This is a genomic window from Isosphaeraceae bacterium EP7 (assembly GCA_038400315.1).
Taxonomy (GTDB): Bacteria; Planctomycetota; Planctomycetia; order Isosphaerales; family Isosphaeraceae; genus EP7.
Genome location: CP151667.1, coordinates 3,357,338 through 3,380,024 on the forward strand (window position 1 = coordinate 3,357,338; position 22,687 = coordinate 3,380,024).

The 22,687-nt window shown below is 65.0% G+C and carries 17 protein-coding genes; 4 read left to right on the forward strand and 13 right to left on the reverse strand.

Annotated elements, in window-relative coordinates; all coding sequences use genetic code 11:
- The first annotated feature begins 313 nt into the window (after nt 1-313).
- Complete coding sequence (locus EP7_RS12955) at nt 314-1,687, forward strand: carbohydrate porin (protein WP_463528263.1); 1,374 nt, start codon at nt 314-316, stop codon at nt 1,685-1,687.
- Between the two features lie 65 nt (nt 1,688-1,752).
- Here the strand turns inward: EP7_RS12955 and EP7_RS12960 are convergent, their stop codons facing one another.
- From EP7_RS12960 to EP7_RS12995, 8 genes are all read right to left on the reverse strand, one after another.
- Entirely contained in the window at nt 1,753-3,021 is a 1,269-nt protein-coding gene (locus EP7_RS12960; RefSeq protein ID WP_463528264.1) for a hypothetical protein, read from the reverse strand.
- A 132-nt stretch (nt 3,022-3,153) separates the two neighbouring features.
- A complete protein-coding gene (locus EP7_RS12965; protein ID WP_463528265.1) occupies nt 3,154-4,152 on the reverse strand; it encodes an HAD family hydrolase in 999 nt (332 codons plus the stop codon).
- Between the two features lie 90 nt (nt 4,153-4,242).
- Entirely contained in the window at nt 4,243-5,895 is a 1,653-nt protein-coding gene (locus EP7_RS12970) for an arylsulfatase (RefSeq protein WP_463528418.1), read from the reverse strand.
- Nucleotides 5,896-6,620: 725 nt separating this feature from the next.
- Nucleotides 6,621-7,964 (reverse strand): TIGR03067 domain-containing protein, encoded by a 1,344-nt coding sequence (locus tag EP7_RS12975; protein ID WP_463528266.1) that lies wholly within the window; start codon nt 7,962-7,964, stop codon nt 6,621-6,623.
- Nucleotides 7,965-8,378: 414 nt separating this feature from the next.
- Nucleotides 8,379-9,581, reverse strand: a complete 1,203-nt coding sequence (locus EP7_RS12980; RefSeq protein WP_463528267.1) for a hypothetical protein — start codon at nt 9,579-9,581, stop codon at nt 8,379-8,381.
- Nucleotides 9,582-9,777: 196 nt separating this feature from the next.
- On the reverse strand, nt 9,778-10,023 hold the full coding sequence (locus tag EP7_RS12985; RefSeq protein ID WP_463528268.1) for a hypothetical protein: 246 nt from the start codon (nt 10,021-10,023) through the stop codon (nt 9,778-9,780).
- A 221-nt stretch (nt 10,024-10,244) separates the two neighbouring features.
- A complete protein-coding gene (locus EP7_RS12990; protein WP_463528269.1) occupies nt 10,245-11,207 on the reverse strand; it encodes an alpha/beta hydrolase in 963 nt (320 codons plus the stop codon).
- Nucleotides 11,208-11,292: 85 nt separating this feature from the next.
- On the reverse strand, nt 11,293-12,216 hold the full coding sequence (locus EP7_RS12995) for an MBL fold metallo-hydrolase (protein WP_463528270.1): 924 nt from the start codon (nt 12,214-12,216) through the stop codon (nt 11,293-11,295).
- 444 nt (nt 12,217-12,660) lie between these two features.
- Between EP7_RS12995 and EP7_RS13000 the strand changes: the two genes are divergently transcribed.
- The 3 genes from EP7_RS13000 to EP7_RS13010 all read left to right on the forward strand — a co-directional run bounded on the left by EP7_RS13000 (nt 12,661) and on the right by EP7_RS13010 (nt 16,306).
- On the forward strand, nt 12,661-13,542 hold the full coding sequence (locus tag EP7_RS13000) for a hypothetical protein (protein ID WP_463528271.1): 882 nt from the start codon (nt 12,661-12,663) through the stop codon (nt 13,540-13,542).
- A 311-nt stretch (nt 13,543-13,853) separates the two neighbouring features.
- Nucleotides 13,854-15,068, forward strand: coding sequence for an alpha/beta hydrolase family protein (locus EP7_RS13005; RefSeq protein ID WP_463528272.1), 1,215 nt, complete (start codon nt 13,854-13,856; stop codon nt 15,066-15,068).
- A gap of 410 nt (nt 15,069-15,478) precedes the next feature.
- Entirely contained in the window at nt 15,479-16,306 is an 828-nt protein-coding gene (locus EP7_RS13010) for an alpha/beta fold hydrolase (protein WP_463528273.1), read from the forward strand.
- Nucleotides 16,307-16,582: 276 nt separating this feature from the next.
- Here EP7_RS13010 and EP7_RS13015 read toward each other — a convergent pair whose 3' ends face one another.
- From EP7_RS13015 to EP7_RS13035, 5 genes are all read right to left on the reverse strand, one after another.
- Nucleotides 16,583-17,101, reverse strand: a complete 519-nt coding sequence (locus EP7_RS13015) for a hypothetical protein (protein WP_463528274.1) — start codon at nt 17,099-17,101, stop codon at nt 16,583-16,585.
- A gap of 86 nt (nt 17,102-17,187) precedes the next feature.
- Nucleotides 17,188-18,261 carry a DUF1559 family PulG-like putative transporter gene (locus EP7_RS13020; protein WP_463528275.1) on the reverse strand — a complete coding sequence of 358 codons (1,074 nt, stop codon included), beginning with the start codon at nt 18,259-18,261 and terminating at the stop codon, nt 17,188-17,190.
- Nucleotides 18,262-18,922: 661 nt separating this feature from the next.
- Nucleotides 18,923-19,996: a DUF1559 family PulG-like putative transporter gene (locus EP7_RS13025; protein WP_463528276.1), complete on the reverse strand. Its 1,074-nt coding sequence runs from the start codon at nt 19,994-19,996 to the stop codon at nt 18,923-18,925.
- Nucleotides 19,997-20,661: 665 nt separating this feature from the next.
- A complete protein-coding gene (locus tag EP7_RS13030; protein ID WP_463528277.1) occupies nt 20,662-22,101 on the reverse strand; it encodes a sodium:proton antiporter in 1,440 nt (479 codons plus the stop codon).
- A 56-nt stretch (nt 22,102-22,157) separates the two neighbouring features.
- Entirely contained in the window at nt 22,158-22,373 is a 216-nt protein-coding gene (locus EP7_RS13035; protein WP_463528278.1) for a hypothetical protein, read from the reverse strand.
- Between the last annotated feature and the right edge of the window lie 314 nt (nt 22,374-22,687).

Sequence of the window (22,687 nt, forward strand, 5' to 3'; positions counted from 1 at the left end):
GGAAATAGCGGCGGACGGAATCGACCCGCGCGATGTGATATGCGGAGGTCATTCGGCTCGGCAGGTTTTGCCGGAGAAAATTCCCTTGATCTGGGGCAAGGAGGCCGTGCCAAGACGGTCAGACTTAGTTGGGAAATTCAACGGAGTGGTCGGAGGACGCGTTGCAACCGGGAAAAGGGGACAGGTCACTGGTTCCGGCGAAACTCCCGCTAATCCTGATTGTCGGCATAACCGATGGTTTCTGTATCGACTTCCTGCATCGTTCACATAGTGGCCCCCGGCAATGTTGACGACACATCGAATCGTGTTGGTGATGTCTGTCATCTTGGCATGTTTAGCTGTGGGGCAACGGTGCTATGCCCAGCAGGAGAACCCGGGCGATTCCGGCGGGGACCCCGCATCGGCGACCGTTAAACCCGGTCCGGACTCCGCGACGGGGACCGAATCGACGGCTCAATCTCCCGCCGCGACTAATCCCTATGCTGGCGATCTTTCCACGCGTTATCGGCTGACCGGAGACTGGTCGGGTGCCCGGTCTACCCTTGCAGACCGTGGGCTCACGTTCGACTTCTTCGCCACCCAGTTCTACCAGGGCATCGCTAGCGGCGGCCGCCAGCGGGAATTCGAGTACGGCGGGAAGCTCGACTATCTGTTCAACCTCGACGGCGGCAAGCTCGGCCCCTTGCCGGGGTTTTTCCTCAATATGCACGCCGAGACCCGGTTCGGGACGGATGTCAACAACATCGATGGGCTGCTCGCCCCGTCCAACCTCCCGATGAGTTTCCCGGACCCCAATCGGGACATCACCTCGATTACCGGCCTGAAGTTCACGCAGGCGCTGAGCGAGAATCTTGTCGTCTACCTGGGGAAGATTAACACCCTGGACGAGTACGGATTCCGCTACGCCCCGGCACTCGGAGCCAGTAGGCCCGGCCTGGCCGGGTTCATGAACACCTCGCTGGTGTTCAACCCCATCGTCGGCCGGACCGTCCCGTATTCGGCCGCAGGGACGGGGTTTGCCTTCCTACGCGAGGGCGAGCCGTTCCTCTCCCTCTCGGTCTTCGACCCGCGTGAGCGAGCCACGACGGGCGTCGATAACCTGTTCGCGGACGGGGTGGTGCTCGTCCCGGACTTGACGTTAAAGGCCAAGCCGTTCGGCCTGCCCGGAAAGTACAACTTCGGCGGCACCTGGAGCAGTGCCAGCTACCGGTCTTTCGACCCGGCCGCCTACCTGAGCCTCCCTCCTCAACTGATTCTCGACGAGCGATTCACCCCGAAGGAGACCGGGTCGTGGTCGCTGTACGCGAACTTCTACCAGGCCCTATGGGTGGACGAGGAGGACTCGAAGCGGAGTTGGGGAGTGTTCGGGCAGTTCGGGATTTCGGACGGGAATCCGAACCCGATTCAATTCGTCGCCAACGGCGGGGTCGGCGGGCGGAGCATGATTCCCGGGAGGACGTTCGACACGTTCGGGGTCGGTTACTTCTACCTCGGCCTCAGCGACAATTTTAAGGCGCTGGCCCGTCCCATCCTGCCCCAGCGAGATGAGTTCGGCGTGGAACTCTTCTACAACCTCAACATCACGCCGTGGGCACGGCTCACCGGAGACCTCCAGATTGCCCGTCCGAGTACGGCCGAGTACAACACGGTGATTATCCCAGGGTTACGGTTCCAGATTCTGTTCTGACCGCATCGGAGCCGGGACCGACCTACTTATTCCCATGGCCGTTGCATCCCCTCACCGGACGAGCTTTACAGGCCGACCGGCAGTGTGAGGAGGGGCCCGCCCTTCTTGGGCTCGGAGAGCTGGAGGTTGAAGAGGGCCTGAATCAGGGCGAGGGTCGATTTCGACCGCTTGTCGGAGTCCGAGATGAAGTACCAATGGCCCTCGTACTCGATGGCCACGGCGGCCTCCTTCGGGCGTTTCTTCTGGGAGCAGACCTGGAACACGCCCCGCGTCACCGCCGTCCAGTCGAAGGTGAGGCCGTCGGGCCCCAGCGTCTGGGCAGCCAGGCCGCGACAGGCGTGCTCCTCGGGCACCCGCACGCCCTTGGACAGGAACGCGAGCATCTCCAGCAACGTCCGGGTGCGGATGTCGACGGAGTCGAGGGCATCGGGCAAGGGGAGGAGCCCGATGCCGCCGGGCACGTCGACCCGCTTGACCCCATACTCGAGGCGACCCGGCGTGAGCCGCAGCAATTGCCGCAGCTCGTCGGCCTCGGGGTGACCTTGAGCGGCTGGCGAGAGCGTGAGCTTATACCCCGGTTCCGTCCGGGTGAGGATGACCTCTTCCGGCCGCTCCGACACTCGATATTCGAGCTTGTTGCTCGCAGCCTGCACGAAGTCCGACCCGTCAACACGGCCCGCCGCAATCGCGGGAGAGACGGGTTTTGACAGGTCGGCCGAGGCGAGGACGATGAGCCGCTCGCGGCGAAGGTGGCCCGCGAGGTGGGACATCTCGCCGAACGGCGTCGGCGTCGGCACGGATTCGGGGATGAGCTGCTCGGCCCCCGGGGCGTTCTCCAGGCCGTTGACGTCGGCGACCATCACGCGGAGCACGTCGTCGAGGCTCCAGCCGTTGTTGGCCATGAGCCCCAGGGCGGTGATGCCCACCGGGGCGACCATGGTCCGGGTCAGCTCGGTCGGGTCACGCGGCGTGTAGCTCAGCGTGGGGGCATCGCGGAACTGGAGCGAGGCGTCGCCGAAGAGCGACAGGTTGGGCGAGTCCCGCTCCTTGCCGCCGGTGAGGCCGCCCCGGCTCGACAGCTCGAACTGGCTGGTGATGGCCGAGACGTCCATGAAGGAGGGCAAGTCGCCGTAGCGGAGGCGGACGATGTTCCGCAGCCACTGCTGCTCGCTCGTCTCGTGGACGGCCTGGTCGTATCGGAGCCGGGTGAGTTCGAGCCCCCGAGGGCCGATGCAGCCGGGGAGTGCGGCGACGAGCAAGGCCCCCCAGAGAGCGAGGTGAGGCCCGCAACGGGTGGGGGCAACGCTCGCCTTATTGCCCTCGACACACGGCATGACCCGCCTTTCTTGTGGACCAGATGCGAGTGGTCCCGCTCTAGAATCTGTCAGATACAGCGGCCCGCATCTTCGGGAAAGCTCCTGCAGTCGTCAAGGTTGGTTCGCTTCATCGTTCATTCACCGCCGATTTCACTTCTCGGAAGGGAAGACGAGGGACCAATCTCGCTTCATATCCACGACGGTCCAGCCCCGAGCCGGTGCCTCATCCAGGGCTCGGACCAGGCGACCGATGACCGAATCGCGGTCATAGGCATACTCGCGTTCCGCGTCGGTGTGGTGGACGATGAGCCCGAACCGAGGGCCGGTCCCCGAGGTGACGTAGCGGAGCATCTCGTAATCGCCATCGGAGTTGCCGAACGCCGCGATCGGCCGCTTCCCGATGAACTTGCCGATGCCGACCGGCTTTCCGGCATGGTCGTCGATGAAATCAACCTCGGGCAGTCGCATCAGTACCGGGGTTTCGCCACGCAACTCGTATCGCGTCTTGACCGTGCTGCCAACAACCTTGTCCGGAGGGATGCCGTAGACCGGCTCGGCCCAGACACGCATGAATTCGATGCCCCCACCCGACACGATGAACGTCTGAAATCCGTTCTCCCGGAGGTAGGCGAGCAGTTCGAGCATGGGCTGATAGACGCACCTCGTGTAGGGCCGCTCGAAACGCGGATGCTTGGCCGTCGCAATCCAGTCGCGAACGAGCAAGGCGAACTCCTCGCTCGTCATCCCGGCATGGGTGGCGGTGACGAGGTCGACCAGGCCCTTCTCCCCCAGACTGGCGAGGGTCGCACGGTCCTTTTCGAGCAGGGCCTTGAAAGGCTGCTGCTGCTTCCATTCGGGATGGTCCGGGGCCATCGCCTGGACGCGGTCGCGGACGAACGCGGCCTGAACGTACATGGGCTGTTCGCACCAGAGGGTTCCGTCGTTGTCAAAGACCGCGATTCGGTCGGCGACGGGGACGAAATCGGGAGACCCTTTCTCCGTCACTTTGGCGACGAACGCCAGGATGGCCTTCTTGGAAGCGACGTCATTCCACGAGGGCAAGGGACCATCCGAGGCCCGGACCGGACTCACGAAGAGCGTACCTAGGGCGACGACCAAACCGCCCAGGGACGTGAAGGCTGGACGCATCGAGAAAACTCCTGGCTTGAATGAGAAGCGGCGACCGAGGGCCGACGGGCTTCCTCGGTCGCCGCTCCGAAAAGGCATCCGGCAGGCGAATTACTGAGATGAAGCCTCTTTCAACTTTTCGAGGACCTCATCGAGATTGAAACTCGCGGCCTTCTGGCGTTGCGGGAAGTCCTTGAAGGTCATGAGGAACTTGCCCACGTAGTCTTGGGCCGGGACGAACAAGTAGATGTGGTCGAACAACCAATCGTAGTAGGTGTTCGATGTAACGTCAGCCCGCTCGTAGGGGTCGGTCCGAAGGTTGAAGAGCTTGGGAACCCGCAGGTTCACGAACGGCTCGGCCCAGACCTGGAGCGTGCCCCGCACCCTCTGCTCCAGGAAGACGAGCTTCCAATTGTCGAAGCGGAGGCCCGTGACCTGCTGGTCGTCGTTGCAATAGACGAACGACTCGCGAGGGCTCTTTTCGGCCTGGCCTGCCAGGTAGGGGACCAGGTTGTAACCGTCGAGGTGGACCTTGTAGGTCGTATCCCCCACGGCGTGCCCCTTGAGGAGCTTCTCCTTCACGTCTCCATCACCCGCCATGGCGAGGAACGTGGGGAGCCAGTCGTGGTGGCTGACCATCTCGTTGGACACCGTGCCCGGCTTGATTTTGCCCGGCCAACGAACCATCGCAGGGACGCGGTAGGCACCCTCCCAGTTCGTGTTCTTCTCGTTGCGGAAGGGGGTCATGCCCGCGTCGGGCCAGGTGTTCATGTGCGGGCCATTATCGGTCGAGTACATGACGAACGTGTCGTCACCGAGCTTGAGCCGGTCGATGGCGTCGAGGACCGTGCCCACGTTCTTGTCGTGGTCGATCATCGCGTCGTGGTATTCGCTCTGCCAGCGGCCCGACTGACCCTGGCTCTCCGGCTTCGGGTGCGTCCGGAAGTGCATGTGGGTGAAGTTCACCCATAGGAAGAACGGCTTATCTTCCTTCGCCTTCCGCTCCATGAAATCGACGGCACGGGCGGCAGTGTCGTCGTCAATCGTCTCCATCCGCTTCTTCGTGAGCGGCCCGGTGTCCTTGATGACCTGCTTGCCGATCTTGCCGAACCGGGGGTCGACGGTCGCGTCGTCTGTCTCCGTGGCCTTCGAGTCCATCACGCCCCGCGGGCCGTATTTCTGGCGGAAGGCCGGGTCCTTGGGATAGTCGCGGTTCTCGGGCTCCTCCTCGGCATTCAAATGGTAGAGGTTGCCGTAGAACTCGTCGAAGCCGTGGACGGTCGGCAGGAACGCATTGCGGTCGCCCAGGTGGTTCTTACCGAACTGCCCGGTGGCGTAGCCGTGCGGCTTGAGCAGCTCGGCGATGGTCGGGTCTTCCTTCTGGAGCCCCAGCGTCGCACCGGGGAGCCCGACCTTGGTCAGGCCGGTGCGAAGCCCGTGCTGGCCGGTGATGAACGAGGCACGCCCGGCGGTGCAGCTCTGCTCGGCGTAGTAGTCGGTGAAAATCATCCCTTCCTTGGCGACGCGGTCGATGTTGGGAGTGCGGTAGCCCATCACCCCCATCGAGTAGGCACTGACGTTCGACTGGCCGATATCGTCGCCCCAGATGACGACGATATTGGGCTTCTTCTTGGCCTGGGCCGGAGCAGCCTGGGTGGGCTGAACGGCGGTCGTGGCGAGGGCGAGGAGGGCGTTCCGGCTCAAACCCTCCGAGCAGGAAGACTTGGCTTCGGAACCGGTCGTCACCTCGGTAGACCGAGTCATCGGCTCATTCGCCGCCAGTGCGGTACGCGGGATGCCGAGCCCGCCCGCCGCGACGAGGTATCCCAACCCCGAGCCGAGGCCAAGGGCGAACAGGGCTCGTAACATCGTCCTTTTCATGATGTGGTGTTCCGAGAGGTGAATGGGTTGCGGCGAAGGGAGTCCCGGCCGAAATCGTACTGTAGCCTATGGCAGCGGATGCAACAGCGATAGCCCCGGATCCCGAGTCCCAGACTGCCTCAAAATGCTCGTATTTGAGACCATCCAACGAGGCTTCGTGTGGACCGGACGCCGATGCTCGGCATCATAGGGCACGCCAAGCGTGTCAAATCGGGTGTCCCCCGTATCGGCCACATCGAGACGAGCATCCCATGTTGGTCGCGGGCTAGCCGGCTAGGCTAGATATGCGGTCCGGCTAGGCCTCGGAGACAGGCCAGCTTACGCCGTCATTGGATCAAGTCCCACTGCGTATACCCCTGCCCGAAAGCCGGATTCCAGGTGCGGTGACATTGACGCACTCACTCGAATCCTTCATCGGTTAAGTGGGATCGACGCAATTGGAACCTTAAGACCCAGGAATCGAGATATCAGCCACCCGCCCTTTTGCCGGAGATCATTCCCAGTATTTGGGGCAAGGAGGTCGTGCCACGAATCGGGAAAAGGGGACTGGCACCCGCGCTTCGCTGCGGAGCCAGTCCCCTTATCTCGCTACTCAAGCGGGGACCGCTTTAGCGGAGTTTCGTGGCGGTGACCAGCTCGCCCATATCGGAGCGCATCACCATGGAGCTATCGCCGATGGAGTGGATGGTGTTGTACAGGACGTGGCCGGCGAGGCTGAAGTCGGTCGTCCGGAGGATCTCGGCGGTGAGGATCCCTCGGGTGTAAGACCAGCGACCCGACGACGTGGTGTCGCCCCCCTGGAAGAGCCGCTTCATGGCTTGCCTCCAGGCACGCGTCGCGGTGAACGAGCCGTCGGGCCGGATCACGAACGTGAGGGTGCCCTTGCGGTCGGTGATCTTCCAGGAGCCGATCAGACGCTCGTTGACCTGGCTGTCGACCGACTTGACCATCGGGCGGGCCTTCACCACCTCGGTCGTGATCTCGGGGAGCGGGTCCTTCCGGGGTTCCGGCCTGGGGGTGGCGGGGGCCATCTTGAGGTCGAACAGCATCCGATTCGAGCCGCCCGGGGCTTCGAATCCGGTCGGCCGGTCGTCGTCCTCGGACTTGGCCAGGCAGAGATTGAGGTGGTCGCCGTTGAACTTGTAGATCCCCTTGAGGACCTGGTCGAACTGGTCGGTGACGTTGACCTGGCTGGGAGATTTGGTGGGATCGATCTGGATCGCCGAGATCCTTCGCTCGCCCGTGACCGGAGAAGTGAGCCGGGCCGTGCGGGTGCCGATGACGATCCGGTTCCGCTCGGCGAACTTCGCCCGGATCAGGTTGCTGCCCATGGTGTCGCCGTCGTCCACCATCGAGACGATGTCCCAGTTGCCCGCCAGCAGCTCGTGAGCGCGGCGGACTTCCGGGCTGAACTGCGAGGCGCGGTCGCGGGCGGGCTTGTGATACTCCTCCTCGTCGGGCGGGGCGAGGACCGGGAGGGACGTGGGAACCGGGGCGACATTGGAGGCCGGCGCCAGCGCCAGGCTCACCAGGATCCGGTTCGACCCCTGAGGCGCCTCGAATTTGTCCGGCCGATCTCCGGTCTCCTGGGACTGCACGCAGAGGATCAGTCGATCGCCGTCGAACTGATAGATGCCCGGCAGGATGCGATCATTGCGGGAAATGATGTCGATTTGACGGGGGCTCTTCGACGGGTCGAGCCGGTAGGCGAGGTTCCTGGTCTCCAGCGTCTCAGGGTTCTCGAACGTCAGCATCCGCTCCGAGATGCGCAGGACACCTTCCTTGGCGAGCTTCCGCCCCACCAACTCGGCCCCCAGGCGTTCGCCCCCCTCGGTCAGCGAGGCGATGCGCCAGTCGCCGACGAAGAGTTCCTTGTCGCGGCGGACGGCCGCCGTGTCGTCGGCGGCGAGGCAGGCCGCGGAAGCCAGCAGGGGGAAGAGCAGGGCAATCATGGGGTGCGTTCCATCCGTGGATTTCGATCCGAATGTCCGGAGTCCGCCTGAATTTGTAGCAAAATGCGTGAATCCGGCAAAGGTGGACTTCCGGTCAGCGAAACTCGCCCGCGGGCCGATCTTCCTCGACCTCGTGAAACGGAAAAAGAAGGCCCGTTCTTCTCTCCCTTTGGGCGACTTCCCAGGCGGGTTCGTCTCCCTTCGAGGCCCGTGCCGAGGATTCGAGGACGGCACTGTCGAAGCCAGATCTCACGGTATCGAGGGGGAATTTCGAGAGGCGGCCGGTTATGGGTCGTCAGGTCGATCGAGAAGCCTCGCCCTTCAACTCGAGGGACGAGCCCGTGTTCCTCTGAGCCCGAAGTCGCTCAGGCCGAGGTCGAGGGCCGACGGGATCGCGCACGACGAGTCGGGTGCTCACCCGCCGATTGTGAGGTCGGAGGCGGGCACGCCGAGCAGCGTACGGAGGGTTGTCGCGATGTATTCCATGTCGGGCTTGGCCTGGGCGGCGGGCCCCGACATGAGGATGTCCGGTTCCTGACCGATCGGGTCGTTCCCGAAGATCAGGACGCGGGTCTGGCGTCCGCCACTGCCATCGCCGGAATCATCGAGCCTCGTGTCGGCGCGGATCGACGCGATCTCATGCGACTTCCAGGTCCTGCGCGACGTCCCACGCAGGCCCTTCGTCTCGAGCGTGAGGGAGTCCGGGGTGACCGTCAGGGCCTGGGACGATATCGCGTCTCTCGTCGAGAGGACGACGAAAACGCAGAGATAGATCAGGAGCAAGCCCGAGCAAAACAGATTGCTGAATTGATCGAGTTTCGTGCTGTCTACGGGCAAGCCGAGGAACGGAAGGAGCGCCGCGGAGAGCGCGAAGATCAGGACCCCGATTCCAGAGGCCGTGACATTCGTCGATTCGAACACGCGGAACCCCTTGCGTGGCCTGATGATCCGGGTTTCGCCCGTCACCAGATGCTCGATGGTCAACCGAGATCCCGCGGGCAGGTCGCGCCGCTCGCGGATGCCGGTCGAGACGTTTGAGTGTTCGCGGACGGCGAGCTTCCCCGGGCCGACCTCGACGAAGTCCGGGTCAATCGGCAGTTCTTTCCAGCGCGTCGACAGCTCGACGGCCAGGGCCATGAGCATCTCACGCGAGTAGTTCCCGCCCAGGATCCTCATCCGGCCGAAATCGTCCTCGGCCGCCAGCAGATGGCCCCCGCCACCCTCGCGAGTCACCGTGAATTGCGCCACGTCCGAACGCCGGGCGGTCGTCGACCAGGACAGCGGGCCGAGCCGCCAGGTCGCCCGGATCGCCACCGCATCGAGCGTCAGCTCGTCTCGACCGGCCAGCCGCCTGAGGAGATTGAAGACGAGCGAGGGGACCGAGGCGAGGATCGTCAGGCAGACGAGTACGAGGAACGCCTCGCGCGAGGCCCATCCGCGTCTCATCGTCGTCGGCACGTCGATCATCAGGACGTACCCGCCCGCCACGAGACAGAGGACGAACCTGCCGAGGGAATTGAACCAAGGGATCGGCTCGCGTGCGGACGTGGGGAGGGTGTAGGCCCATCCCTCGGGCGTCTTGGCGGAGTCGAACCAGCCGTGAGGTCGGGTTTGCATCGGCAGATCCCCCCGAGAGCGATTCTCGCCCATCATCGATCATCGTCGAGTGTCAGCGAGGAAAGTCACCCGCTGGTCGGGCCTCGCCCGACGCTCATTGACGGGGGGTCGGATCGGCACGCGACCTGGCCGCCGGGCGGCGATCGAGCCGTCGGGCCGGGAAAAGGGGCCCCCGCGCGGGCGGGGGCTGGGCGAATCAGTCGAGGGGGATCGGGCCTTCTTCGTCGTCGGTCTCGTCGGGTATCTCGGGGGAGTCCGGCAACGGGACGGGGACGGTGGGGGGGTCGGGAGGCGGCGGCGGAGGCGGGGGAATCGGATCGCCGTCGAGCGGGATGGCCCCTTCTTCGTCGTCGGGCAGGTCGGGGGTCATGGTCGTTGAGATCCTCGGGGGGCGGCGGCTGGACGGGGCGGCCTGGTCGGCCCTGAGAGTGCCGCGGGCCATCTTAACAAGATCGGCCGGTCCGGGCCCGTTGCGTGTGACGCGGGCGAGATGCCGGGGCTCGATGATTCCCGTGGGCCTCGCTCGCGTCAAGAACCTCGGTGGATGGGCCGCCGATCATGGGGAAGGTACTCGATCGTTCGAGCTTCCCGATAAGACGCTCTCTCTCGTTAACGAATATTGTATTGTTAAAATATTGATATCTATTTTACTTATTGAATTTATCAATATAAATTTGGCCTGATTCCGAGAATCTGGTCGGGCGTCTCTCCCCGGCCGACGCGTGCGCAGAAGTCGAGCACGGCCGTGCGATATCGTTGGGGGGCGACCTCGAGGATTTGATGGTGGCCGGCGCCCTGGATGATCACCAGTCGCGAGTGCCTCCGGACGCGGTCATGCAGGGCGATGGCCTCGGCGGGCAGCGCCAGGCGGTCGGCGCCGGCGGCCAGGATCAGAATCGGCACGCCGGCCGGCGATCGGCCGATGGCGCGGATAGGGGAGATGTCGGCGAATTCGGGGAGGACCAGCGGGGCGGTCGCCCGCAGGCCGAGATACGCGATCAGGTCGAGGACCGGCGGGAGATAGGCCCTGGTTCGATTCCTGACGGCCGTCACCAGGTCCTGGAAGGGGCTCTCGAGGAGATAACCCCGCACGCGGCCACCGAGTTCCTCGGCCGCGAAGATCGCCGCGGCCGCCCCCAGAGAGACGCCAACCACGACCACGGGCTTGCCCGGCCGCCTCCGCTCGAGGAAGTCGACCGCTGCCGTGACATCATGCCTCGCGCCCAGGCCGAAGGTGTTGGACTGGCCCGTCGAGTCGCCGTGCGAACGGAGTGAGATGAGCAGCACGGAGCAGCCCGCGGACGCCGGCACCTCGGCCCGGCCCAGGCAATTCCGCCGGCTCCCGCCATTGCCGTGCAGGACCAGGACCGAGGGGGCCTCATCGTCGGTGCCGGCGGCGTACCAGGCCCCGACCTCCTGGCCGTCGACGGTCTTGAGCCGATGCGGCTCCAGCAGGCCCCAGCCGACGATCGGCGGAGGTTCGGCGAACGGCGGCCTGGGCCTGCGCGTGAGGCGGTACGCGACGCCGAAGGAGGCAAGCATCCAGCAGGTCAGGCCCAGGATGCCCACGATCAGCAGACGTCGAAATCGCCCGTTCGCTCTGAGTCTGGCGAGGCCGAGGTCCATCATGCATCCCCCTGTGGTCCATCAGGTTCGCCCGTGCGACCATCCATGGTTGCTCGATGGGCGGCCGATGTCCAGCGGGGTCGGTTCAGGACTGGATGGCCTTGAGGTAGCGGTCGGCGGAGCGGCGGACGACTTGCTTGCCCTGGGTGGGGACGACTCCCTTGCCCCGGACGACGAAGGCGCCGTAGATCCGGTCGTAGGCCAGGGGTTCCAGGCAGTCGACGACGTGGCGGATGGCGGGCGCGTTCAGGGGGATGTAGTTGGGATAGCTGTACATGAAGCTGACCTGCTTCGGATCCATGCAGATCTGCGGCTGATCGCCGGCCATGAGCGCCCCCTTGCCGCCGGCGCCCGCGGGCCAGTGCAGGACCTGATAGCCCGTGAAGTGGCCGCCGGTTCGCACGAGGTTCAGGCCGCCACGCAGGGGTTTGGACTCGCCGTCCCAGAACTTGATGCAGGGGTCGGGGCGCATGACCCAGGGGGTCTCGGCCCGGTGGATGTGGACGGGTGCGTCGTCGAAGGCCCGGCTCCACTCGACCATGGTGGTGTAGTAGTGCGGGTGCGAGATGGCGATCTCGGCGATACCCCCGAGTTCCTTGATGCGCGAGACGGTGGCGTCATCGATGAGGCCGACGCAGTCCCAGAGGACGTTGCCCTCGGGCGTCCTGATCAGGAAGGCGCGCTGGCCGATGCCGGCCTTGGGCTCGGTGTTGATCGAATGGAGGCCGTCTTCCTCGGCATTGATGACGTTCTTGTGGGTGGTCCTGAGCTTGTCGAGCGTGGTCCACATCTGCCCCTCGGGCGGGACGTACTGGCGCTCGTCGTCGCAGATGGCGCAATGGTCGGGGGGCTGCTCGGTCTCTGCGAACTGAGTGCCGCAGGTGACGCAGAGGTAAGGCGTGCCCGAGTTCGGGGCCGCCGCCCGTGCGCCAGAGGCGAGCGCCGCCATCGCGGCGGCGGAACGAGTCGTTTCTTTCATGAAGGTCCTGCGCGTCGGGTCCTGGCTCATGGCCGTCGTTCCCCCGGGAGAGGAGAGAGGTGGGCGGATCGGCCCCGCGCGTGGCGAGGGCCGGTCGAGCCCTGAGTTTAGAGGGTCTCGCCGGCCGCCGCCACGCGCGGGGCTGGGGAGACGACCCGATTGGCATCCGGCGCCGGTCGTAGTCAACTCGGGGTCGCGGGCTCCGGTCAAGCCAGCACTTCTGTCCCTCAAAGTTGTCGAGATGCCCGGACCTTCGAGGATTGCATAATAGACGTGAAAAATGCCGACTCCAGATGTGCCGGACTTCGCAGTGGAATTGATTTGGGAGATGAGGGGAAAATAATGGGAGGTTATGATGCATTCTTTGATTATCGGCCTCGGTCGCCGACCGCCTCAGCCTGGAGATTTTCCTGATAGTCCAATGATTCAACTGCCGTCGTTCTGTCAATAAAATCCAAAATAAGGACGGTCATCATGCTTCGGACATTCCCTGCGAAAGTGACCGCCCCGGCACTCGTCGCGATCTGGACCGCCACCTGTCTCCAGGCCCAAGAACGCTCGCTCTCGGAAGCCCGGACAAGAGCGACCGATCCTGCCAAGGCCACAAGCACACAAACAAAATCCGCCGCTCATAAGTTCGACAAGACAGAGACTTCGATACCTAGCCTTTTGAGTTCGGAAGTCGTCAAGAGAGAGATCGGCATTAGTCAACAGCAAGAGATGGCGATCGATACAATCAGCAATCTGTACGGACGCCAATTTCCAGAGCTAGGGATGCGGCTTCGCAACGCTAGCGACCCTGAGGAGAAGGCTATCGTTGAGGCTCAGATTGCTGAGTTTCAAGCCGAACTCGATGACGCAATTTACACAAAATTGAGTCGCCCCCAAGCCCGCCGTCTGACACAAATCGTCGCACAAAATGCCGGCCTGCGTGCCCTGACTAATCCTCAGGTGGCGAGTGCTGTCGGGCTCTCTCCTTTCCAGCAGGAAGCGATCGTCTTCGCTCTTCAGCGTTTCGATGCCGAGGAGCAAGTCATGCGAGCCCAATTTCAGGAACGCGACTCCACCGATCGAGCCAAGATCGCTCACGACGATTACGAATCACTGGCGGCCTTCTCAAGAAATAAAGACAGACTGGATCGCATTAAAACACTCAATCGAAGTATCCAGCAGGCTCGTTCCAAGGCCGATCGCGAAATTCTGAAAGTCATGACAAAGAGACAAGAGAAGCGGTTTCAGCAATTGTTAGGCCGTCCGGTTATTGAAGGCGATGAAGGTGGCGCGGCCGATCAGGCCGGAAATCGGACCGGCGAAGAGGCAACCGCCGTTCGAAAGGAGGTTGAACGTAGGCCTTGATGGCCTTCCTGTGGGTGGTCCACATCTGCCCCTCGGGCGGGACGTACTGGCGCTCGTCGTCGCAGATGGCGCAATGGTCGGGGGGCCTGCTCGGCCTCGGCGAACTGGGTGACGCAGAAGTAGGGTGTGCCCGAGTTCGGAACCGCTGCCCGCGCGTGGCGAAGGCCGGTCGAGCCCTGAGTTTAGGGCGCACTCCGGCCGCCGCCAATCCTGGGGCGGGGAGACGACCCGCTTGGCAATTGGCGCCGGTCGTAGTCAACTCGGGGTCGCGGGCTCCTCGGTGTTATCGCCCCTTCGGAAGAAACCCAATGATGGAACTGCGGCGCCTTGTCCCGATCCTACTCTGCCTGCTCTCGCTGCCGGGTCTGTCGAAGGCCGATAACCCGCCCTTGATGCGGGCGACGCCCGAGATGTTGCGTGCACCGGCGACCTACCCCGCGCCCGACTTGAAGGCCGATGGCCTGGAGGCCATCTTCTTTGAAGGGATGCCCTGGAAGGGGAAGCCGACCCGCGTCTTCGCCTGGGTCGGCATGCCCAAGCTGGCGCCCGGCGAGAAGGCCCCCGGCATCGTCCTGGTGCACGGCGGGGGCGGGACCGCGTTTGCGGAGTGGGTGAAGCTCTGGGTGGGCCGTGGCTATGCGGCGATCGCGATGGACACCTGCGGGACCGTGCCCAGGGGTACCTACGGCAAGTGGGAGCGGCACGACGCGGGAGGGCCGCCGGGAAACGACTTTGCCGGGGCCAGCCTGCCGATGGAGGATCAGTGGAATTATCACGCGGTCGCCGACGTGATCCTGGCGCACTCGCTGCTGCGGTCGAGGCCTGAGGTCGACGCGGGCAGGATCGGGGTGACGGGGATCTCGTGGGGGGGCTACCTCACCTGCATCGCGTCGGGCCTGGACGACCGCCTGAAGTTCGCCGCGCCTGTGTACGGCTGCGGGTTCCTGGGCGAGAACTCGGTCTGGAAGCCGGAGATCGACAAGCTGGGTGAGCGAGGGGCGCGCTGGCTGGCCACCTGGGATCCGTCACACTACCTGGGCGCGGGGACGATGCCCAAGCTCTGGGTGACGGGGACGAATGACTTCGCCTACCCCCTGGATTCCCTGGCCAGGTCGACTCGAAAGGCGGGGGGGCAATCGACCCTCTGCATCCGCCTGCGGATGGTGCACGGGCATGGCGGGCCGGGCGAGAACCCCGAGGAGATCCGCGCCTTCGCCGACTCGATCGTCAACGGCGAGAAGCCGCTGGCCAGGATCGCGGCATCGGAGACGCTCAAGGATCATTCGATCCAGGTCTCGTGCCGATCCGAGGTCCCCATCGTCAGGGCCGAATTGCTGTTCACCAAGGATGCAGGGCCCTGGCCTGAACGGCGCTGGGAGGCCGTCGACGGCGTACTCGTCGCGGGCGGAGAGAAGGCCACGGCGAAGATCCCGGAGGGGGCGACGGCCTACTTCTTGAACCTGGTCGACGAGCGTGGATTGATCGTGAGCAGCGGGCTCGAAATGCCGAAGGCGGCGGATCGATAAATGAGGGCGGTTCTCCCCCCGGGCAACCGGGGGGACGTGGCCTCGATACACCGCGGAACCGGCCCCCGCATTGCCGCCCGGCCCGGGGCGGCGATGCCATGGTCGATAGGTATCACCGAATATTGTTTAATTATGATATAAAATCATGTAGAATTTGACGAGGCGATCCCGGCCGAGCGGTCGCTCTCGAGTCAACGATGGGGATCTGGTCGGCGTGCGGCCTCATCCCCGAACTCCTCCGGACCGATGCATCTCGCGAAGGCTCCTGTTCAACGGCCGGCGATATGTGTCTGAACCGCGATGTGGTACAAAGCCCTCCCCGGCGGCGTTTCCATGGAGGTGACGCGGTGGTGCGGTGGATGTCGTACCTGGGTTGTCGGATGCGACAGTGGCCCGGAAAGCAGCGGTAAATGAGCGACGTACGAACCGCGACTCACAGGGGTTGCAAACTTGCGTACCGTATCCGTGGGGATGGACTGCCGGTTCTGTTCATCCAGGGGGTGAACACGCACGGGGACGGCTGGAACCCGCAGGTCGACGGCCTCGCAGAGAGGTATTCCTGCCTGACCTTCGATCATCGAGGAATGGGCGGGAGCGACCGCGGAACCGAACCGATCACGGTCGAACAGATGGCGGCCGACGCGGCGGCCGTGATGGATGCGGCCGGTTGGGAGTCGGCCCACGTCGTGGGGCACTCTCTCGGAGGTCCGGTGGGCCTGCAACTCGCCCTGACCGATCGCAAGCGGGTCAGGAGTCTGGCCCTGCTCTGCGGTTTCGCCTGCGGGAAAGATGTTGGGCCGCTGTCATGGCGACTGGCGTGGGCGGGGATGCGGATGCAGCTCGGCACTCGGGCGATGAAGCGGCGGGCATTCCTCGAACTCGTCGTTCCGCCGGGAACCACGGGCGACCGGGATGCGATGGCCGTCGAGCTGGCCACACGATTCGGCCACGACTTGGCGGATCAGCCGCCCGTGGTGAAGGACCAGATGAGAGCGATGCGGGCGTTTGATGCCATGCCGAGGCTCGGCGAGCTGGGCGGGTTTCCGACCCTGGTTGCGAATGCCGAGTTCGACCCGATCGCCCCTCCGAAGCTGGGGCGCGCGGCCGCGGCCGCGATTCCGGGTGCCAGGTACGTCGACCTGACCGGGGCGTCGCACGGGGTCATTCTGACCGAGCCGGGACGGGTCAACGAATTGCTGGCAGCGCACTTCGAAGAGGTCGAGGCGAATCGAGCCTGAGACCGAAGCCTCGTCAGCCCCCATCGTGGCGAGTTCTCACGCGTCGAGGCTGATGCGGAAAGCCGAGGAAAAGCCGCTTGAGCGAGACGGCACATGATGGACCGCACCAGCAGGTCGACTGTCCTCAGCACTCTGGGTCGTGGGCAAGGATCGTCCATGTCGCTCGGCTCCGGTTCCTCTTACGGCCCGCGGCGCATGGTAAGGGCCGGCGCGGCCCGGGTTGCGGGGGGCGCCGGCCCTTGGAGTCAGGTCGGATCATCGATCGGTCGAGGGCCGTCATTCGGTCAGTTCGATGTCGATGGTGTTGGACCCGGACTTGACCTCTTTCTCGAGGCCGGAGGTCGTGGGGGCCTCGTACCTGGCGGGGATGGTGCCGGTGGCCTTGTGCTTGGCGACGGCCTTGGCCTGGAGCTCGGGGGGGATCCGGGTGTAGGTGACCTTCTTCTTCTTGGCCAGCGCATCGGACTCGGCCTGGAGGGCGCCGGAGTCGAGCTGCCGGTCGCTAACGGTGACCTTGTAGGTGCCGGGTATGGCGCCATCCTCGGGCTTCAGGGTTGTGAGCTGGTAGGTGCCGTCCTGGATGTTGCCGCTGGCGGCGTGGCCGTCCTCGGCGCTTGGGATGAAGTTGATGGAGCCCTTCTTGACGGGCTCTCCCTTGTGGGTGACCTTGCCGCTGACGGCGTAGCGTGTGGGCATGCCGCCGTCGTCGTCGCCGCAGCCGGCGAGGGTCAGGGCCAGGGAGAAGGCGATCGCCGCGGGGGCGGCAAGTCGGCGGGCCTGGAAGTCATTAAGCATGAGCGTGTGTCCCGTCGTCGATCCATCGACCGGGGGGCGGCGGCGCCTCGCGCCGTCGCCCCCGGGATGGATTAAGGCGTGGTGGATCAGAATGCGTCGGAGCTGACGATCTCTCCGCCGTTTCGGCTGCCGATGGCGGCGTAGGAGGCGCGATTGATGGAGCTCTTGAGGAAGCGGACGGATCCGTCGGCGAAGGTGAAGTTGGCCCCGCCCGGGTGGCGGCTCTTGAAGCCTCGCGCGGCGTAGCTGTAGCGACAGGTCCAGTCGACCGAGTTGTAGTTGCCGACGCAGGCGTCGTAGCGAGCGTTGCTCTTCCAGTTGAGCGGGATGGTGACGCCGGCCCCGCCGCCGGTGAATCCCCAGAATTCGTTGTTGGCGTCCTCGTCGGGGAGACCCTCGCCGTAGAGGATGGTGTTGCTGGTGCCGTCGGTGACCGAGGCCAGCGAGGCGATGCCGCCGGTGGAGTAGTCGGAGAATCCGCGCATCGATCCGCTGTTGTTGCTGGTGCCCCACCAGCCGTTGTAGCCGATGCGCGGGTTGACGCCGGCGCTGCTGGCGTTGGGTGTTTCCCAGGGATTGGTGGTGCCGACGAGGGTCTCGATGGCGTAGTTGTCGCCGAAACTCATCAGGTAGTTGGAGACGGGGACGAGCTGGGTGCCCGTGCCGCCGACCGGGGTGTTCGGGGGATAGGGGGGCGTGACGGTGGTGACGGTGCCGCCGGGCCCGCCGTAGGGGACGAAGCCGACGGGGCTCTGGCCCTGGCCGTCGGAGGGACACAGGAAGGCGGCGACGGAGGTGTACCAGACGGTGGCCATGGCCGGGCCGCTCAGGTTGTTGAGGATGCTGAAGTTGATGGCGTTGTACTGGTTATTGGCCTCCATCTGCGGCAGGATCATCGCCCGCCAGGTCAGGCCATTGCTGGTGAAGTTGAAGCCCCCGTTGGTGGCCCCCGGGGGGAAGAGGTCGGTCTGGCTGATGTAAGTGTGCGTGGCCAGGCCCAACTGCTTCATGTTGTTGGTGCACTGGATGCGCCTGGCGGCCTCTCGTGCGCTCTGCACGGCGGGCAGGAGCAGCGCGATGAGCACCGCGATGATCGAGATGACCACCAAAAGCTCGATGAGGGTGAAGCCGGCCTTGGGCGATTTGCGACGGAATTGCATGGGGACATAGCTCCGCGAGGTGCCGATTGGGAGAGGCGCGAGGCGAATCACCGGGGCGCGCCAGGGCGATCGTCGAGGGGACCCTCGAGAGAGGCCGGCGCCGGGCGGATTCGTCGTCGCGCCCGGCCTGGGCGTCTGACTTCGGGAGGCCGGTTCGCCGACGCATTTTGATACGTCGCCGAAGGGGCCGCGACGATCCTCGTGGAATCGACGCGATGCCGGCACATGGCGGCCAAGGCCGACCCGCCCGTCGATCCGGGTTAGTCGGCCGGCACGCTTCCCTGAAGAGATTCGTTCACCACCTCATTTATTCGGGATTGCGGGCGAAGGTCAAGGGTGGAAATTTGTATAACATCGATCTGGGCTCCAGGTTGCAATCGCCTAATTCTGTGAGGCTTGCGTCAATGATGGATGGACTGAGCCAGTCAAGTAACCTCCGAGACGTTGATCCGATTCGCGTTGGATTCGGGATTCATCCGGCACTAGGTCATCTAGATTTTCTCATCCTGACGCGGCGGATCTCGGTGACTCTCGGGTGGGGTGCCCGGCGGTCCACTCGAGACGGTCGCTGGCCCGATGATGCGCCGCATGCGGCATCGCCGGATCGGCGGGGTCGGCCTGTCTCGCCATCACCCCCGCCGATCCGTCTCGCAATTTCGGATCAGAATGCGTCGGAGCTGACGATCTCTCCGCCGTTCCGGCTGCCGATGGCGGCATAGGAGGCGCGATTGATGGAGCTCTTGAGGAAGCGGACGGATCCGTCGGCGAAGGTGAAGTTGGCCCCGCCCGGGTGGCGGCTCTTGAAGCCTCGCGCGGCGTAGCTGTAGCGACAGGTCCAGTCGACGGAATTCCAGTTGCCCACGCAGGCCTCGTTGCGGCCGTTCGTCTTCCAGTTGAGCGGGATGGTCACGCCGGCGGAGCCGCCGGTGAAGCCCCACATCTCATTGTTGGCGTCCTCGTCGGGGAGACCCTCGCCGTAGAGGACGGTGTTGCTCGTGCCGTCGGTGACCGAGGCCATCGTCGCGGTGCCGCCGGTCGTGTAGTCGGAGAAGCCCCGCATGGACCCCGAGTTGCTGGTCGTGCCCCAATATCCGTTGTAGCCGATGCGCGGGTTGACGCCGGCGCTGCTGGCGTTGGGTGTTTCCCAGGGATTGGTGGTGCCGACGAGGGTCTCGACGGCGTAATTGTCGCCGAAACTCATCAGGTAGTTGGAAACCGGCATCAGCTGGACGCCCGTGCTGCCGACCGGAGTGTTGGGGGGGAAGGGGGGCGTGATGACGCCCATGGACCCATTAGGACCGCCGTAGGCGGCGAAGCCGACGGGGCTCTGGCCCTGGCCGTCGGAGGGACACAGGAAGGCGGCGATCGAGGTGTACCAGACGGTGGCCATGGCCGGAGCGGCCAGGGCGTTGGTGATGCTGAAGTTGATGGCGTTGTACTGGTTATTGGCCTCCATCTGCGGCAGGATCATCGCCCGCCAGGTCAGGGCATTGCCGGTGTTCCCGAAGCCGTCCTTGATGGCGCCCGGGGGGAACAGGTCGCATTGGCTGATGTAAGTGTGCGTGGCCAGGCCCATCTGCTTCATGTTGTTGGTGCACTGGATGCGCCTGGCGGCCTCTCGTGCGCTCTGCACGGCGGGCAGGAGCAGCGCGATGAGCACCGCGATGATCGAGATGACCACCAAAAGCTCGATGAGGGTGAAGCCAGGCCTGGACGACGTGCGACGAAGGGGCATGGAAGCGTGACTCCGCGAGGTTCCGATGTGAGGTGTGGGGCGGAATGAATCGGCACGCCGGGGCATCGCGGACCGCTGTCCCTCAAGGGGATGCGGGCTGCGTGTTTCGGGCGGCCGGGTCATCGCCACAACCCAGGACTTTCGCCGCGGGGGGAGCCGCGCAGGGTCGGGTCAGGTCGACTTGAATCCGACGGGGAGAGGTCTTCGTCAGCCGGTTGAGGACCCAGATCGAGTGTCCGGCCCTTTTGTCTCCGAAAGAATTCGTTGACTCCCCATTTATCCGACATTTCGGGCGAAGGTCAATGGTGGAAATTTGTATCAATTGGGCCCGCATCCCGAGCCGGAAGTGGTTTTTAGAGTTGGGATTGCGTCAGACGTGAGGTCTCTTTATCGGGGCGAAAGGATTGGGTGTGTTGATTTGATGTGCGTCGGATCAAGAAACGGAGAATTGAATAACGCTGGAATCGACTGGCGAAATTTCAAGGGCGTGGAGGGTCGATCCGCCCGCTCGGCGGGGCGGAGACCGGCGAGGGAGACTCGTCGACGGGCCCCTTGGCGAGCCAGGATCCCGGCCGATCGGGGGTGCCCGGGGGGAATCGGTCGACGGCGACCCGGAGGGCGAAACGCCCCGGATCCTCCCGGAGGGCTGGAGGGACTCCCTGCGATCAGAGGAAGATCAGGCGCACCAGCAGGAAGGGGGGCAGCAGCACGACGAGGCTGTAGCCCATGTAGCCGAAGAATCCGGGCATGGCGACGCCCTGGCGCTCGGCGATGGCCTTGACCATGAAGTTCGGGCCGTTGCCGATGTAAGTGCAGGCGCCGAAGAAGACGGCACCCAGCGAGATGGCCGCAAGCAGGCTCTGGGGCACGGATCGGCCGCCCGAGAGGGGGACCATCTGGCCCTCGGCGGGGCCTTGCCGGGCCTGGGCCAGTTGGAGGAAGACGAGATAGGTGGGGGCGTTGTCCAGGACGCTGGAGAGGGCCCCGGTGGACCAGTAGAACGAGGCGGGCGTCGACAGCGGGAGGTCTCCGCCGCGTGCCTCGAGGAGTTCCAGCGGCGGCTGCATGGTCACGAAGATGCCGAGGAACAGGCAGGCGACCTCGGCGATGGGCGTGTAGTTGAATTCGAGCTCTCGCCTGAGCCCGCGCGGGGTGGTCGCCAGCGACAGCCCGGCCAGGATGAGCAGGACGGCCTCGCGGGCGTAATCGGGCACGATGGCGGTAGTGCCCGGCAACGGCCGGCCCGGGACGATGAGGGCCACCGACAGCACGGCCAACGCCAGCCAGACGACGTTGATCGTCCCGCGAAGGCGCACCGGGACGCGAATCGACTCGTCACGTGCGAGGTCTCGCGGCGTCTCGCGGCGATAAGCCAGGCGGTCCCAGACGTAGTAGGTGGCCAGAATCGTAGTCACGCAGACGGCCCAGGGGCCGACCAGGTTCAATGTCCAGAGGAACGGGACACCTTGCAGGTAGCCGAGGAAGAGGGGGGGGTCGCCGATGGGCAGCAGGCAGCCGCCGACGTTGGAGACCAGGAAGATGAAGAAGAGGACCGTGTGGCGGACGTGGACCCGCTCTCGGTTGGTCTGAAGCAGCGGCCGGATCAGGACCATCGATGCGCCGGTCGTGCCGATCAGGCTGGCCAGAAGAGCCCCCAGGCCCAGGATGGCGGAGTTGATCACCGGCCTGGCGGGCAGGTCGCCCGTGAGCCGCAGGCCGCCGGCGATGACGTAGAGGCTGAAGAGGAGCGTGACGAACGGGACGTAGTCGCCGAGCACCGAGTGATGCAGGACGGCCAGGACCGACGAGGCGCCGGGTTCCGCCCCGTGGTAGCCGTGGCCGCGGGTCGCGTAGTGCGCCAGGACCAGGCCGCCGAGGACCAGCCCGACGAGCAGCTTCGACCGGTTGCGCTCCCACCAGTGGTGCGTGCGCCCCAGCAGCGGCAGTACGGCGATGGCGGCCAGCAGCAGCCCGAAGGGGAGGCCCCAGGCGACGTGCGGCACCTCGTGCGATGGCTCCGCCGGATGGGCGCCCAGGGCGACTGCGGCCTGGAGCGTGAGCAGGGCGCAGGCCGATGCGGCGACGCGGAGGGGCAATCGGGGCATGGTGGCTCGCTTCGTCGCTGGCGAACTGGTGTGGGGCTGGAGGATGCGTGCGTGCGTCAGCCGGTGGCGGCCTCGGCGGCGGGGATGTCCTCCAGGCTTTCTCGCCACTCGACGGAGTAGCCGTTCTCGCGGGCGAATTTCTCGATCTCGTCCCGGGTCTGGGGGATGCCCATGCCGCTGATCTCTCGGTAATACCCGCTGCCCGACCGCTTCCAGGAGACTTCCTGGCCGAACCAGTCGTTGCCCGCCTTGTACACGATGAGGCTCTTCATGGACCGGGAGCTCCGCGTTGCCGCAACGTGCGTCGAGGAGGAAATAACGGGCCCCACGCGCGAGGCCCCGGGGCGGAGCATTCTAACCTGCCGGGGGCCGGTTTGAGAATCCAGGAGGCCATCCGCGAGGTCCGCCGCGGTGAAGGGGCGGTCGTCAACCCCGCGCGGCGGCCTCGCTCAGATCACCCTGTCGCGGGCGAACCCGAACGCTCCGACGCCGCCGTTGAAGGCGAGCTCATCGAGGCGGAGACGCCCGGGGAATCGAGCCGAACACATGAAAGAAGGATGACGGGCGACCTCGACAAATTCGCCGA

Bases quoted from the DNA above. Each gene is read 5' to 3' on its own strand.
- EP7_RS13020 (WP_463528275.1), bottom strand. From the start codon at position 18,261: ATGCAATTCCGTCGCAAATCGCCCAAGGCCGGCTTCACCCTCATCGAG.
- EP7_RS13010 (WP_463528273.1), top strand. From the start codon at position 15,479: ATGAGCGACGTACGAACCGCGACTCACAGGGGTTGCAAACTTGCGTAC.
- EP7_RS12985 (WP_463528268.1), bottom strand. From the start codon at position 10,023: ATGGCCCGCGGCACTCTCAGGGCCGACCAGGCCGCCCCGTCCAGCCGC.
- EP7_RS12995 (WP_463528270.1), bottom strand. From the start codon at position 12,216: ATGAGCCAGGACCCGACGCGCAGGACCTTCATGAAAGAAACGACTCGT.
- EP7_RS12970 (WP_463528418.1), bottom strand. From the start codon at position 5,895: ATGACTCGGTCTACCGAGGTGACGACCGGTTCCGAAGCCAAGTCTTCC.
- EP7_RS12975 (WP_463528266.1), bottom strand. From the start codon at position 7,964: ATGATTGCCCTGCTCTTCCCCCTGCTGGCTTCCGCGGCCTGCCTCGCC.
- EP7_RS13005 (WP_463528272.1), top strand. From the start codon at position 13,854: ATGGAACTGCGGCGCCTTGTCCCGATCCTACTCTGCCTGCTCTCGCTG.
- EP7_RS12960 (WP_463528264.1), bottom strand. From the start codon at position 3,021: ATGCCGTGTGTCGAGGGCAATAAGGCGAGCGTTGCCCCCACCCGTTGC.
- EP7_RS13015 (WP_463528274.1), bottom strand. From the start codon at position 17,101: ATGCTTAATGACTTCCAGGCCCGCCGACTTGCCGCCCCCGCGGCGATC.
- EP7_RS13000 (WP_463528271.1), top strand. From the start codon at position 12,661: ATGCTTCGGACATTCCCTGCGAAAGTGACCGCCCCGGCACTCGTCGCG.
- EP7_RS13030 (WP_463528277.1), bottom strand. From the start codon at position 22,101: ATGCCCCGATTGCCCCTCCGCGTCGCCGCATCGGCCTGCGCCCTGCTC.
- EP7_RS12965 (WP_463528265.1), bottom strand. From the start codon at position 4,152: ATGCGTCCAGCCTTCACGTCCCTGGGCGGTTTGGTCGTCGCCCTAGGT.
- EP7_RS13035 (WP_463528278.1), bottom strand. From the start codon at position 22,373: ATGAAGAGCCTCATCGTGTACAAGGCGGGCAACGACTGGTTCGGCCAG.
- EP7_RS13025 (WP_463528276.1), bottom strand. From the start codon at position 19,996: ATGCCCCTTCGTCGCACGTCGTCCAGGCCTGGCTTCACCCTCATCGAG.
- EP7_RS12955 (WP_463528263.1), top strand. From the start codon at position 314: ATGTCTGTCATCTTGGCATGTTTAGCTGTGGGGCAACGGTGCTATGCC.
- EP7_RS12980 (WP_463528267.1), bottom strand. From the start codon at position 9,581: ATGCAAACCCGACCTCACGGCTGGTTCGACTCCGCCAAGACGCCCGAG.
- EP7_RS12990 (WP_463528269.1), bottom strand. From the start codon at position 11,207: ATGGACCTCGGCCTCGCCAGACTCAGAGCGAACGGGCGATTTCGACGT.